Origin of the sequence: Pseudomonas sp. dw_612 (genome assembly GCF_018449725.1) — a bacterium.
GTDB lineage: Bacteria > Pseudomonadota > Gammaproteobacteria > Pseudomonadales > Pseudomonadaceae > Aquipseudomonas.
The window spans coordinates 75,001-88,002 of sequence record NZ_JAAVVC010000006.1; the positions used below are offsets into that span (position 1 = coordinate 75,001).

Below are 13,002 nucleotides of genomic sequence, written 5' to 3' on the forward strand. Positions count from 1 at the left end.
TCAGCCCCCGGACACTGCAAACGTGGTGGTGGCTTTGGCGAACAGCTTGCCCGCCTCATCGACCACGTGCGCATCGCAAATCGCCAGGCTGCGGGTACGCTCCACGACCCATCCTTCGACACGGTAGATCTGGCCGGCGCGCAGCGGCCGCACGTACTTGACGTTGAGGTCGATCGTTGAATGGGGCGTGGACGTTTCCAGTGTCGAGAACAACGCCAACGCCGCCGCGCCATCGAGGCACGTGGCGGCGAAACCGCCGTGTACGCTGCCTGCCGGGTTCAGATGACGATCGTCAGGCCGAGCCTCCAGCGTAATTCTTCCGGGGCTTACCATGACGGCGGTCAGGCCCATCGTCTGAGCGATGGAAGAGGCGGGAATCTCCCCGCGAATCAGCGCACGCAGCGCTTGCAACCCAGATATTTCGTGTTCGGTCATGTAATTTCCTGTGTGGCCGGCCCCCCGTGCGTCGGGTCCGTTGCCACCTTTGCGCCAGTTATTGTTGGAATACTTGTCAGGAGCGAGGAATTTCTGTGGTCGCTGTACGCGGTGGAACAGCGCACAACACGGGACAAGCTATACGCTGTGAATAGCTTAAGTCAACATGGTTGATGTGAGGATTGAGCGGGCATTGCGCTCGCTCAAATTTCGCGAAGCGAGGTGCTACGTACCGACCATTTCACCCGCGAGATCCGCAAGGGCGCGCAGCCTGTCCATATGCCTCATGTCGTGGTGATACCCCATCCAGATATCGCGCCCGGGTGGTTCACTGCCGACGTCTACCAATCTCAGGGCGGTCAATTGATCGCCAAGTGCGCGTGGCAACACCGCTACGCCCAATCCTCGGCCGCACATCTGCGCCTGCACGGTTCGGCTGCTGCTGGTGAACACGGTATTGGCGAGAGGAAACATCTCTTTCAGCCAGAGCACGTCGGGGTAGTGCGCCTGTGCGGTGTTCATGAGGATCAGCCCGAGACCTTCTCCGTCCCGGGACGGTGAGAAAGGCACGTCTGCCGCAGCGTAGAGCCCGTAGGGCAGTGTCGTGAGTCGACGTTGAACGATGTCCGGTTCGGTGAACGGCACGATGCGAAAGGCGATATCTGCATCGCGGCGCGCCAGATCGAACAGGCGATGTCCGGCGATGACCTCTGGAACAATCAACGGGTAGCGTCGCGACATTTCGCTGAAGACGGGCGCCAGCACATAGCAGGCAAACCAGTCCGCCGATGAGATCCGCAACAGCCCCTCAGGCTGATCACTGTCGCCCGCCAGGTGCCGTTCAATGGAAAGAGCGCTGCGCTCCATTTCCTCGGCCAGGCCCAGAATTCGTTCACCGCTGTCCGTTAGCACAAGACCTTGCGCGGTGCGGCGAAAAAGAACCTGTCCGCTGTGCTGTTCAAGCACGTGAAGCCGCCGCCCGACGGTGGGGTGGCTAACGCCCAGTTGCTTCGCGGCGGCGCCCAGCGAGCCGGTGCGGACGATCGCCAGAAAGACGCGTAAGTCGTTCCAGTCCATGGTCCACCTCTAACGAAAATGAACGGCGAAGATGCAGTAATGGCAGTCCCGTTGCAAGCCCGTCTCCCCGCACACTTGATCCATCCACGTGCAAGAGGGGCTTCACATGAATATCGGATTTGTAGGTGTCGGGAGCATGGGGCGAGCCATGATGGCGTTGCTCGTTGAGGCAGGTCATCAGGTGAGTGCATGGAATCGCAGTGCCGATGCGCTTGCCGGGTTAAGTGAAATCGATGTGCTGGCGTCTGCGGCGACTGCATTTCAACGGCCGGTGGTCATCAGCATGCTCGCCGATGACACGGCGGTGCGCGAGGTGCTGCTGGAGTCCGCAGCGTTGAAAACAGCCTGTGACGGCTGCATCCATATCGTCATGTCGACGCTGTCGCCGGCGTTGATGGAGCAACTGCAGAAAGAACATGACGAGGCGGGTCTGGTGCTCATCGCCGCGCCGGTTTTCGGCATACCGGCCGTCGCGGCCCAGGGTGAACTGAACATCCTGACGGCCGGACCGGAGGCCGCCATTGATCGCGTTCAGCCCCTGTTTGATGTGCTCGGTAAAAAGACCTGGCGGCTGGGCGAACAGCCCGTGCAGGCCTGCATCGCAAAAATCGCGGGCAACATGATGATCGCCCAGGCCATCGAATCTTTGGCTGAAGCCAGCTCGCTCGCTGAGCACTATGGCCTTGGCGCGTCAGCCTTCATCGAAGTCGTCACCCAGACCCTGTTTGCTTGCCCCAGTTATCAGCGCTATGGGCAAAACATGGTCAACGACCACTTCGAGCCAGGTTTCAAGCTGTCCCTTGGCTTGAAGGATGTGAACCTTGCGTTGCAGGCCGCCGAGGGGAGGGGGCTCAACCTGCCCGCCGCAGGAGTGGTGCGTTCGAGAATGGAAGCGGCCGTCGCGAACGGACTGGGTAACAAGGATTGGTCTGTGTTCAGCAACCGGACTCAGTTGAAAAGGCGTCAGGCATGAATATCAAGGCACTGGCCGCCCGACTGGAACACCTTGAAAGTCGTCTGGCGATCGAAACGCTCATTTCCGCTTATGCGAATGCGTTCGACGTTATGAATCGCGATCTTTTGCAGCAGATCTGGCATGTGGATTCGACCCTGGATCTGCCCGGATTCGGCGCTGCGGGAAGTCGGGACGACATCATGTCAATGGCTGAACAGAGCTGGCGACAGATGCCGCATATGCATCACTGGATGGCCAACCCGCTGATCCAGATCGAGGGCGACAGCGCTAATGGGACGGTTGCAGCCAATTGCCTGTTTCACGATGTGGAGCAAGGTCCGGTGCAGGTCAGTGGCCTGTATCACGACAGGTTCGAACGGCGTGACGGCCAGTGGAAGTTTGTATCCCGGCGCTTCGAGCTGCACTACCTGACGCCGCTCAAGGAGTGGGTTCCCATCTTGGGGAGCGAGCGTTTTCAAGTCGGCTCGTAACCTCTGAGGCGGGCAGGCGAGGTGGTTGAACGATTTATTTTCGCCACTCCAGCCCCTTACAAATATGCACGGGAAACGTGCAGCTCTGGCAGTGCCGCAGCCGCTGGCTGGCGCTCACAATGTGCGTCAGCCGTGTCTTTCTGGAGTTGCCCAATGACATCCCAACCGGATTCTTCAAACGTAGCGGATTCGCGCCGATGGTTTGCGTTCGCTGTTCTTCTGATCGGCGCGTTTCTTCCGCCGCTGGACTTTTTCATCGTCAATGTTGCATTGCCATCAATTCGCGGCGGCCTCGCTATTACGCCAGCGCAAGTCCAATGGGTCATCTCGGGTTATGCCGCTAGCTATGCCGTTTTTCTGATCACGGGAGGTCGCCTGGGTGACCTGCTAGGCCGGCGTCGCGTGTTCCTGGCAGGCATCGCCGGGTTCGGCGTTTCGTCCCTGATTTGTGGACTGGCCAACTCACCAACGACATTGATCTTCGGACGCGTGCTGCAAGGATTGAGCGCTGCGGCCATGGCTCCGCAAGGGCTGGCATCCATCCACACGTTATTTCCGGAACACGAACGTTCGCGTGCGCTGGCGGTATATGGCGCGACGATTGGCTTCGCGGCGGTTGTCGCCCAGGCGCTTGGGGGGTTGCTGATTTCGGCGAACGTTTTCGACCTGCAATGGCGGGCGGTTTTTTTGATTAACTTGCCTATCGTCGTCGCTGTTTTTATTGGCGGCGTACCTTTGCTTCCCGATTCCCGAAGTAAAACCCCGGCGCCGTTGGATCGCATGGGCGTGGTGCTGTGTGCGCTGGCGGTCGGGCTGTTGGTGCTGCCGTTGGTTGAGGGCAGAGAAGCCGGCTGGCCCTGGTGGCTTTGCCTGATGCTGCTGAGCTCACCCATCGTCGCCGCCGGTTTCTGGCGCTACGAACGTAGGCTGGAGCGCCGAGGCGGCACACCACTGGTCAGCCCGCAGCTCAGTCGAGCACCCGGCCTGGTCGCCGGGCTGGCGGGCGTATTGTTTTTCTACGTCATATCCGCATTTTTTTTAACGTTTTCGATTTATCTACAAGACGCGCTCGGCGCAACCCCATTGGTCTCAGGGCTGATGTTCGTGCCCTTTGGCGTGGGCTTTCTGATTGGTCCTTTGACCACACCCTTTGCAATTCGCTGGTTCGGTCGTTTTGTACCTGCCATGGGCATGATGCTCGAAGTACTCGGATGTCTGATCCTGAGCATTGCAGTTGCGACCGCGCCGCCAGGCAAAAGCCCCGACCTGGCGTTTGTGATTCTGGCGGTGGGGTTGCTCGGCTTTGGCCAGGGTTGGGCGCTGCCCACACTGATTCGCACTGTCATAGACCGTGCGCCACTTGGCGGATCGGGAATGATCTCCGGCGTCGTCAATTCGGCGCTGCAGATTAGCGCCGCACTGGGGGTGGCGGTCCTCGGTGGCGTGTTTTACGCACTGGCCGCGCCTGCGCAAAGCCCTTCCTCGCTGGCCACCGGATTCATCGCCACCCTGCTGGGCATCGCCGCTTGCCTGGTCGTTTCAGCGCTGCTGTCTGTGTATGCCTCGATGCCTCGATTACCCAAAGCGACTGCTCCTTTCGGCATTTCGGTCAGCCCAAAGCTTGACTGATGCCAGCGCCGAGTCGTTGCCAGATTTTCAACTCACCCTCAATGCGTTACTCAGGAGTCAACACATGTCCGGCAAATTTATCAATCAAGTAGCGGTCGTCACGGGCGGCTCGACTGGCATCGGCTTTGCGATTGCCAAAGCGCTGCTAGCCGAGGGCGCTAAACGCGTTTATATCACCGGGCGTTCGGCGGCAACGCTGGACGCTGCGGTTACGGAACTGGGCGCGAATGCCGTGGCGGTGGTGTCTGATGTCGCTCGACAAGCCGATCTTGATGCGCTCAAGGCCTTGGTCGAAGAACGGGACGGTCAACTCGACGCGGTGTTTGCCAATGCCGGTATCTGCGAAAAAAACCCGGTCGGCGAAACCACTGAAGCCGCTTACTACACGATGTTCGATATTAACGTTAAGGGCGTATTTTTCACGGTTCAGACGCTGTTGCCATTGATGAAGGATGGCTCGGCAATCGTTCTGACCGCTTCCATTTGTTCCAGCAACGGGATGGAAGGTCTGAGTCTTTACAATGCCTCAAAGGCTGCGGTGCGTTCATTTGCACGGACTTGGGCTAATGAGCTCAAAGGCCGAAAAATTCGCGCGAACGTGCTCAGTCCTGGCTTTACCCGGACACCGTTGATGGACAACGGACTGAAGATGGACGAGAGCCAGATCGAAGCCCTCAAAGATCACGTCGGACAAATCGTGCCGCTGGGCTACATGGCCCAACCGGAACAAATCGCGGCGTCGGCACTGTTCCTGGCCTCCGCTGACGCCAGTTACGTCAACGGCGTGGAATTGATGGTCGACGGTGGCCTCTCACAAATCTAAGGGCATTCCAGGCTGGGAAAATGCTACCGGTTGGGCAGTTCCGCAGAGGAGGGCGGAGCTCCAGCCGGGATATTCGCAGGGAAAAACAGCGAAAAGCGGATCGTCCCGGGCGTGGGCTGCTCGACACTCACATCACCGCCATGCAATTGCATGATCGCCACGACGATGGCCAGGCCCAGGCCGTAGGAGTCGGAGCTTTGGTGACGGGACGCATCGCCGCGGTAGAAACGGTCGAACAGCTTGCGCAGGGTTTCGTCGCTCAGCACGGGGCCCTGGTTCTCCACTTCAATTCGCCATCCGCCGTCGGCGGCAATGACCCGCATCAGGATCTCGCTGCCTTCGGCGGCGTAGCGAATCGCGTTCGCGACCAGATTGCTCAGCGCCCGGCGCAGCAGCAAAGGGTCGGCGTGCACGATGCCATCGCCAGTGGTCTGCAGGGTCATTTGCCGCTCTTCTGCCAGGCCTTCGAAATAGCCGGCGATGCGCTGTGATTCATCGTGCAGCGACAGTGGCTGGCGCTCGACCAGCGATTGCGCTTCGTCGGCGCGAGCGAGGAACAGAATGCTTTCGACGATCCGCGAAATACGCTCCAATTCCTCAAGGTTCGAGGCAATCAGCGCTTGATAATCGTCCTCGCTGCGGGGCTGGCGCAGGGCGACCTGGCAGTGCCCCATCAACGAACCCACGGGCGTGCGTATTTCGTGAGCCAGGTCGGCGGAAAACTGCGTCAGGCGCTGATAACCCTTGGCGAGGCGATCGAGCATGGCGTTGTAGGCGTCACTCAGTTGTTGCAGTTCAACCGGCGTGTCGGCGCTGTCCATCCGGCTGTCGAGCCGTTCAGGCGTGATGTTTGCCGCATGCGCGGCCATTTTGCGCAACGGGCGCAGACCTCGACGCAGCAGCACGTAACCGAGCAACGCGGTGAGCAGGAAGGCCAGCGTCACGGCCAGGTAAATACGTTCGCGAAACGCCGCGAGCATGGCCATTTCCTTGCCCATGATGTGCGCGGCAGTCAGGCGAACTTCTCTCCCGCCCGATGTGGTTTGCACGGTTGCGGCGCGTAAAGGCGTGCCTGAATCGGTCATGCCGCTGCGCAGGTCGTCGACGCTCAGCTTCGCCTCTTGGCCGATCACGGGTAATTCAGGCAGCGTGACGTTCAGCGGATTGACCAGGATCACCGGCTGCTGGCCGGGCTCGGCGATGATGAAGATGTCGTCTTCACTGTCGAGCATGTTCTTGAAGATCTGCGGGCTGTCGCGCAGCTTCTCGATGGCCAGCTCGTAATGCAGCAGCTTGCGAAAGTGATCCAGGCGCCCCATGACCGCATGGTCGCTGTAGATCAGTACCGAGGCTTTCATCGACTGGTACAAATAAAACCCGGCCCCGGCCACGGCGAGCATGGCCACCAGCGAGAACGCCAGGGTCGAGCGCAGGGTCAGGGATGGTTGGCGTCGGGTCCGCATGGCCTCACCTCGCATACATAGCCGATACCGCGGATGGTATGGATCAGCTTGATCGGGTAGGGCTGGTCGACCTTGTTGCGCAGGCGTTTGACGGCCACGTCCACGACGTTGGTATCGCTGTCGAAATTCATGTCCCAGACTTCCGAGGCAATCTGCGCTCGGGACAGGACATCACCTTCACGGCGCAGAAACAGATGCAACAGGGCGAACTCCTTGTTGGTCAACACGATCACTTGCTGCTGGCGCGTGACGCGGCGGCGTACCAGGTCCAGTTCCAGGTCCGCGATGTGAAAATGATCGGCTTCGCGGACCACGCCACGCCGCAGGATGGTGCGAATGCGCAACAGCAACTCGGTGAAGGAAAACGGCTTGACCAGATAGTCATCGGCGCCCAGTTCCAGGCCGCGAATGCGGTCGTGCAACTGATCACGGGCGGTGAGGAACAGCACGGGCACGTCCTGTTTCGCACGTAACAGCTCAATGATCTGAAAGCCGTCAATGCCGGGCAGCATCACATCCAGCACGATCAGGTCGTAGGCCGTTTGCAGTGCCATGTGCAGGCCATCGGCGCCGTGCTGGGTCCAGTCGACGTTGTAGCCGGATTCGCCAAGGCCCTTTTTCAGGTACTCGCCGGTTTTGGTGTCGTCTTCGATCAGCAGGATATGCATCGTCAGGGGGCGCTCGGGTCTTTCAGCCTTGCAGTGTAACCAGCGGAGAAGGTTGAGTCGGTTACATTTCTGTCATTCATGGGAGAGGCGTGGCGAATGACAAAAATGTCATCTGCCGGTCATGGTGAAGTCCCGGTCAGGGGCCGAGGATGGCGGCACATAAACCAGTGAGGAATTGTCGCAATGAAGCTGAAGACTGCTCTGTCCACCACGTTCGGTTTGCTGATGCTCAGTGCTGCTGTCATGGCCACTGCGGCCGATATGCCGGTGATCAAACCGCTGCGTGGCACCGTTGAAGGTGTCAGCAACAATACGCTGACGTTCACCACCCGCGCTGGTGCACAGCAGACCATCGGTCTGACTGACAAGACCGATATCAAACGGGTGTCAAAGGCTGACATCGAGTCGATCAAGGCCGACAGCTTCGTCGGCTCGGCAGCCATCCCGCAGGCCGACGGTTCGCTCAAGGCGCTGGAAGTTACCGTGTTCGAGTCCAGCCTCAAGGGCAGCGGCGAAGGTCATTACGGTTGGCAGAATGCGGATGGCAGCACCGGCACCATGACCAATGGCACCGTGGGCAAACTGTCCAAAGCCAATGGCCGTACGCTGACCGTCAATTACAAGGGTGGCGAGAAGCAGCTTGTGGTGCCGGAAAATGTGCCTATCGCCTACGTAGAACCGGGCAAAGCCGATGAGTTGGTCAAAGGCGCGAAAATTGTCGTGTTCCCGGCTCAGGATGGCACCACCGCACGCGGTATTGCCGTCGGCAAAGATGGCTTCCAGCCACCGATGTAATCACCTGAACCTGTTGAAGCGGGGCCGCCCGGCCTCGCTCTTGCGGATGCAGGGTTTCCAAGGCAGGGAAAAACATGAGTAAAAAAGCAATCCATCCCTGGCCCGTTCGCCTCACCCATTGGCTCAACGCCGCCTGCATGATTTGCATGTTCATGAGCGGTTGGGCGATTTACAACGCCTCGCCACTGTTCGCCTTCAGGTTTCCGGCGGCGTTGACGGTAGGCGGTTGGCTGGGTGGCTCGCTGGCCTGGCACTTCGCATTTATGTGGCTGCTGTTCTTCAACGGCCTCATCTATGTGCTGTACGGCGTGATCAGTCGCCATTTCAAACGTGATTTTTTGCCGATCAGTGTTCCGGCGGTAAAGCGTGACTTGATGGATGCACTGCGTTTTCGACTGGTGCACGAGAAGGGTGTTTACAACGCGGTGCAGCGCCTGATGTATTGGGTGGTGCTGGCCGCCGGTGTAATGGTCGTGATTTCGGGGCTGGCGATCTGGAAGCCTATTCAACTTCAAGAACTGGTCGCGCTCCTGGGCGGCTATGACATTGCCCGATACTTGCATTTCGCGGCGATGGCGGTCATTGGCGCGTTCGTCGTTGTGCATCTGGCCTTGGTGTTGCTGGTGCCGAAAACCTTGTTGCCCATGATCACTGGCGGAAAACTCGACCATGATTGAGCCAAAAAAACGCGCGATTCAGCGCATCAGACTTGAACCCGCGCAGCAGCTACAACTGGAAAACCTCCAGCGTCGCCATTTTCTTCGGGGTGGCTTGACCGTCGGCGCGATGGCGATGCTGAGCGGTTGTAACCTGCAGGACGGGGATCAGGTCGACAAGGTGCTGTGGGCCATGTCGCGTTGGAACGACCGGGTTCAGGCCTGGCTGTTCAGCGGGCAGAAACTGGCGCCGACGTTCACCCAGGCGCAAATGACCAAGCCGTTTCCCTTCAACGCGTTCTACGGCCAGGAGGATATCCCGGACGTCGATCTGAGCGATTATTCGCTCGCCGTTTCCGGGCTGGTACGGGACAAGGCACCGTGGACGCTAGAGGGGCTGCGCAAACTGCCGCAGCGCACCGACATCACGCGCCTGATTTGCGTAGAAGGCTGGAGCGCCATTGGGCAATGGGGAGGCGTGCCGCTGAAAAACTTCCTGGAGCATATCGGGGCTGATACGACGGCTAAATTTGTCGGCTTCAAGTGTGCTGACCGCTATTACTCCAGCCTGGACATGCCGACGGCATTGCATCCGCAAACGCTGCTGGCACTGGATTTCGGCGAAGTCGCGTTGCCACCGGAGTATGGCTACCCACTACGGGTGAGAGTGCCGACCAAGTTGGGCTTCAAAAACCCCAAGCATATCGTTGAGATCTTCGTCAGTAATGATTATCCCGGCGGTTACTGGGAAGACCAGGGCTATAACTGGTTTAGCGGGATTTGATGAAGCGGACACATGGATAGTCAGCTTCTTCAAGTCACCCATGATTGCCGTCGACATCCGAATCGGGTTGATCAGGGAGAGGCTGGCGCCGGCGCCAAATCCGGATGCGGGGCGATTGCAGTGGCGCTCGAACGGTTTCGGACGGTATCCAGATCAGGGTGCTTCCGGACAGCGCCACGGCGATTGCTGCAGCATTAATTCCGCCCCAAGGCGCGTCAGCGAAGAATTCGCTCCCAGAGGATTCGGCGCACCACTCGGTCGGCTCTTCGATAGGCTCTGGACACAGAATGCCGCTGTGCTCGTCGGCGCCAGTAAGATTGATCATCTCGGCGCTTACCAGAACCGTATGATCGGCGAAACTGTAGTCCGGGATGGCCAAGCCACTCGCTAATGCCCCTGGTACCGAGCGACCCACCTTGCTCGGCACATTGGACGTCATCTTCCGCCCGGCCAGCAATTGAAGCATCGCTTCCACGTCCGGCCGGCGCGACAAATCCGCGGCCGACTCCGATAGCACCAGCACGCTTGCCGGACCGGGTGGTAACAAAGGGGACTCAGACTGAGCCTTCAATTGGGACTGAAAGTCTGGACCAGTGGTCATCGCTCGCGGATTGTTGTCGGCCCCTGCAGCATTCGGTAAGACAGAAAGAACTGGCAGCAGGGCAGGGATGCTGGTCATAAGAGCGCCTCATTATCGGAGGCTGACGGACCATTCGTAATTCCGGTCTTCCTGATAGCTGCAGATGTTAAGGATTGCGGGATGATTACGAGCGACGCGCTGGTGAGGTCGAGAGTGGGCAACTGGGGTAGTTTGGGCAGATCCATCGGTCTCTCCCGTGGGTGGGGCAAGTCTGGAGGGTACGAAGTCCGTCGTTTAAGTGCTCACTATCTACCAACTAGTAGGTTTGTACAATGGCGGGCGATGAGATAATCGCATAAGGCCGAATGTGCTCGACGGTGTTGCTTATCCCATATCGCGCTGCGAACAAACCCCGCAGCACCCCAGCAATTATGAAGGCCCTTATCCCTGAGCAAACCGCCTTTCACCGTCGCGGCACATCGAAATTTGATCAGGGTTTCCAGCATAAGGGTTGCAGTGCGGCTCGGGCTCGAATGATGCAACGCTTGGCCGATGAAGGGTCTTCAAGAGTCGATCCACTCTCATTGGCTCGTTACCGATGCGTTTGCTGGGAACGGGGTTTCGCTGTTTGCTGCCGTTTAGGGATTGCCTGAACCAATAGCCGGACGACCGATACACGATGCATCCCATAACGTCATGAGTTGCGTCACCGCGTCGTCTATCTGTTGGAGGGGCACACCGTCTCGGGCCAGTACCGAAATCCCCAGCAGAAAGCTGTCAAACACCGTGGCCAATGCCTCGGGCACAACCGTGGGTGGCAGCTCCCCGGATGCGATAGCGCGTTCGACACACGCCACAATCCCTGCACGGTTCAAGGATCTTGCGTCAGCCAGCGGCTGGGAGATGGCTTTGCTTTCATCCGTGCAGGCACTCAGCAGACCCAGCGCCACCAGGCATCCTGGCGGGTGGTCGGGCTCACACTGCATTTGCGCGGAGCGCCGCAGCGTGAGTTCGATAGATTCTCTTGGGGAGAGCGTGGTATCGAACAGGCTATCGGTCACCCGGCCGTGGGTGTTCAGATAACGTTCCATCACTTCATTGAACAGCGCCTGCTTTGAGCCGAATGCGGCGTAGAAGCTGGGTGCGGTGATGCCGCCGCCGATATTTGCCTTGAGCTGGCTGAGTGATGTTGCGTCATAGCCGTGCTCCCAGAACAAATGCATCGCCTGAGTAATCGCCACGCCACGGTCAAAGGTGCGTGGACGTCCCATCTGTGCCATGTGAACCTCCTCTCGATCACTTAAATACTAATCGATATATAAGTCGTTGACTAGATCGCGGTACGCCTCCATATTATACCGATCGGTATATATATGAGGTGGCAAATGACTATAGATGAGCGACAGAGCGGAAAGCTTCCGCTTGGGGCCCTACTTGCACTGGCGATGACGGGTTTCATTTGCATTGTCACTGAGACCTTGCCAGCGGGCTTGCTACCCGAAATTGGCAGTGGCCTGGGTGTTTCTGCGTCTCTGGCCGGACAGATGGTGACTGTCTATGCGTTGGGGTCGTTGCTGGCGGCAATCCCGCTGACCATTGCCACGCAAAGCTGGCGCCGCAGAACGGTACTGCTGGTGACCATAGTCGGCTTCCTGGCATTCAACTCCCTCACGGCGCTGTCTTCCGATTACTGGCTGACGCTGATTGCACGGTTTTTCGCCGGGGTTTCAGCGGGGCTGGCCTGGAGCCTTATCGCGGGCTATGCACGGCGCATGGTCGCCCCTCATCTGCAGGGGCGCGCATTGGCGGTGGCGATGGTGGGTACGCCCATCGCGTTGTCGTTGGGTGTGCCGTTGGGAACCTGGCTGGGTGGATTCATGGGCTGGCGCATGGCCTTTGGATTGATGTCCGGCATGACCCTGGTATTGATCGTTTGGGTGCTGATCAAAGTGCCGGATTACCCAGGTCAGTCCTCCTCACAGCGTATGCCGTTACGTCAGGTGTTTTTCACCCCAGGCGTGCGCTCGGTATTGGCTGTCGTCTTCACCTGGATGCTGGCCCACAACATTCTTTACACCTATGTCGCGCCCTTCGTTTCCAAGGCTGGACTGAACAGTGACGTCGATTTGGTATTGCTCACATTTGGTGTCGCGGCGCTGGCCGGCATCTGGCTCACGGGCCGACTGGTTGACCGGCACCTGCGAACAACCGTGCTGGCCAGCCTTGCAACCTTCGCAGCGGTTTCAATTTTCCTCGGAGTGTTCTCAGGCTCCGCCGCGGCCATTTACGTGAGTGTCTTCATGTGGGGGCTGACCTTTGGTGGCGCGGCCACCCTGCTGCAAACAGCACTCGCCGACGCCGCCGGCAAGGGCGCCGACGTTGCGCTCTCCATGAACGTAGTGGTCTGGAATAGCGCTATCGCCGGCGGTGGACTGCTGGGTGGCGTGTTACTCGGCCAATGGGGAACAAGTGCATTTCCGGGCGCGTTGCTGGCGTTGCTATTGATCAGCCTAGCCATTGCATTTCGGGCACGGGCGCATGGTTTTCCGCAAGGTCAACGGCACACCACCGAGGTGATCCACAGCCATTGATCGGTGGATAGCACGCCTACGCATGGTCGTCATTTTCAGTCATAACTCGATGGAT

General features: G+C 59.0%; 14 protein-coding genes. 8 read left to right on the top strand and 6 right to left on the bottom strand.

Features of this window, described 5'->3' with window-relative positions:
- Both HB680_RS11725 and HB680_RS11730 read right to left on the bottom strand, forming a co-directional pair.
- Positions 1–435 carry a PaaI family thioesterase gene (locus HB680_RS11725; RefSeq protein ID WP_213938724.1) on the bottom strand — a complete coding sequence of 145 codons (435 nt, stop codon included), beginning with the start codon at positions 433–435 and terminating at the stop codon, positions 1–3.
- 225 nt (positions 436–660) lie between these two features.
- Entirely contained in the window at positions 661–1,512 is an 852-nt protein-coding gene (locus HB680_RS11730) for a LysR family transcriptional regulator (RefSeq protein WP_213938726.1), read from the bottom strand.
- Positions 1,513–1,618: 106 nt separating this feature from the next.
- On the opposite strand from HB680_RS11730, the gene HB680_RS11735 reads away from it, so the two are divergent.
- From HB680_RS11735 to HB680_RS11750, 4 genes are all read left to right on the top strand, one after another.
- On the top strand, positions 1,619–2,485 hold the full coding sequence (locus tag HB680_RS11735) for an NAD(P)-dependent oxidoreductase (RefSeq protein ID WP_213938727.1): 867 nt from the start codon (positions 1,619–1,621) through the stop codon (positions 2,483–2,485).
- Positions 2,482–2,958: a nuclear transport factor 2 family protein gene (locus HB680_RS11740; RefSeq protein ID WP_213938729.1), complete on the top strand. Its 477-nt coding sequence runs from the start codon at positions 2,482–2,484 to the stop codon at positions 2,956–2,958. The genes HB680_RS11735 and HB680_RS11740 overlap by 4 nt, the downstream gene beginning before the upstream one ends.
- A gap of 153 nt (positions 2,959–3,111) precedes the next feature.
- On the top strand, positions 3,112–4,587 hold the full coding sequence (locus HB680_RS11745; protein ID WP_213938731.1) for an MFS transporter: 1,476 nt from the start codon (positions 3,112–3,114) through the stop codon (positions 4,585–4,587).
- Entirely contained in the window at positions 4,580–5,410 is an 831-nt protein-coding gene (locus tag HB680_RS11750) for an SDR family oxidoreductase (protein WP_256735516.1), read from the top strand. Before HB680_RS11745 ends, HB680_RS11750 begins: the two co-directional genes overlap by 8 nt.
- Positions 5,411–5,433: 23 nt before the next feature.
- On the opposite strand, the gene HB680_RS11755 is transcribed toward HB680_RS11750, so the two are convergent.
- Both HB680_RS11755 and HB680_RS11760 read right to left on the bottom strand, forming a co-directional pair.
- Positions 5,434–6,873 (bottom strand): heavy metal sensor histidine kinase, encoded by a 1,440-nt coding sequence (locus HB680_RS11755; protein ID WP_213938733.1) that lies wholly within the window; start codon positions 6,871–6,873, stop codon positions 5,434–5,436.
- Positions 6,846–7,541 (bottom strand): heavy metal response regulator transcription factor, encoded by a 696-nt coding sequence (locus HB680_RS11760; protein ID WP_213938735.1) that lies wholly within the window; start codon positions 7,539–7,541, stop codon positions 6,846–6,848. The genes HB680_RS11755 and HB680_RS11760 overlap by 28 nt, the downstream gene beginning before the upstream one ends.
- 189 nt (positions 7,542–7,730) lie before the next feature.
- Between HB680_RS11760 and HB680_RS11765 the strand changes: the two genes are divergently transcribed.
- From HB680_RS11765 to HB680_RS11775, 3 genes are all read left to right on the top strand, one after another.
- Positions 7,731–8,336, top strand: coding sequence for a hypothetical protein (locus HB680_RS11765; protein ID WP_213939010.1), 606 nt, complete (start codon positions 7,731–7,733; stop codon positions 8,334–8,336).
- 74 nt (positions 8,337–8,410) lie between these two features.
- Complete coding sequence (locus tag HB680_RS11770; protein ID WP_213938737.1) at positions 8,411–9,013, top strand: cytochrome b/b6 domain-containing protein; 603 nt, start codon at positions 8,411–8,413, stop codon at positions 9,011–9,013.
- Positions 9,006–9,776 carry a molybdopterin-dependent oxidoreductase gene (locus tag HB680_RS11775; protein ID WP_213938739.1) on the top strand — a complete coding sequence of 257 codons (771 nt, stop codon included), beginning with the start codon at positions 9,006–9,008 and terminating at the stop codon, positions 9,774–9,776. The genes HB680_RS11770 and HB680_RS11775 overlap by 8 nt, the downstream gene beginning before the upstream one ends.
- 34 nt (positions 9,777–9,810) lie before the next feature.
- On the opposite strand, the gene HB680_RS11780 is transcribed toward HB680_RS11775, so the two are convergent.
- A complete protein-coding gene (locus tag HB680_RS11780) occupies positions 9,811–10,455 on the bottom strand; it encodes a hypothetical protein (RefSeq protein ID WP_213938741.1) in 645 nt (214 codons plus the stop codon).
- A 539-nt stretch (positions 10,456–10,994) separates the two neighbouring features.
- Entirely contained in the window at positions 10,995–11,636 is a 642-nt protein-coding gene (locus HB680_RS11785; RefSeq protein ID WP_213938743.1) for a TetR/AcrR family transcriptional regulator, read from the bottom strand.
- Positions 11,637–11,741: 105 nt separating this feature from the next.
- On the opposite strand from HB680_RS11785, the gene HB680_RS11790 reads away from it, so the two are divergent.
- Complete coding sequence (locus tag HB680_RS11790) at positions 11,742–12,947, top strand: MFS transporter (RefSeq protein WP_213938744.1); 1,206 nt, start codon at positions 11,742–11,744, stop codon at positions 12,945–12,947.
- The last annotated feature ends 55 nt before the right edge of the window (positions 12,948–13,002 follow it).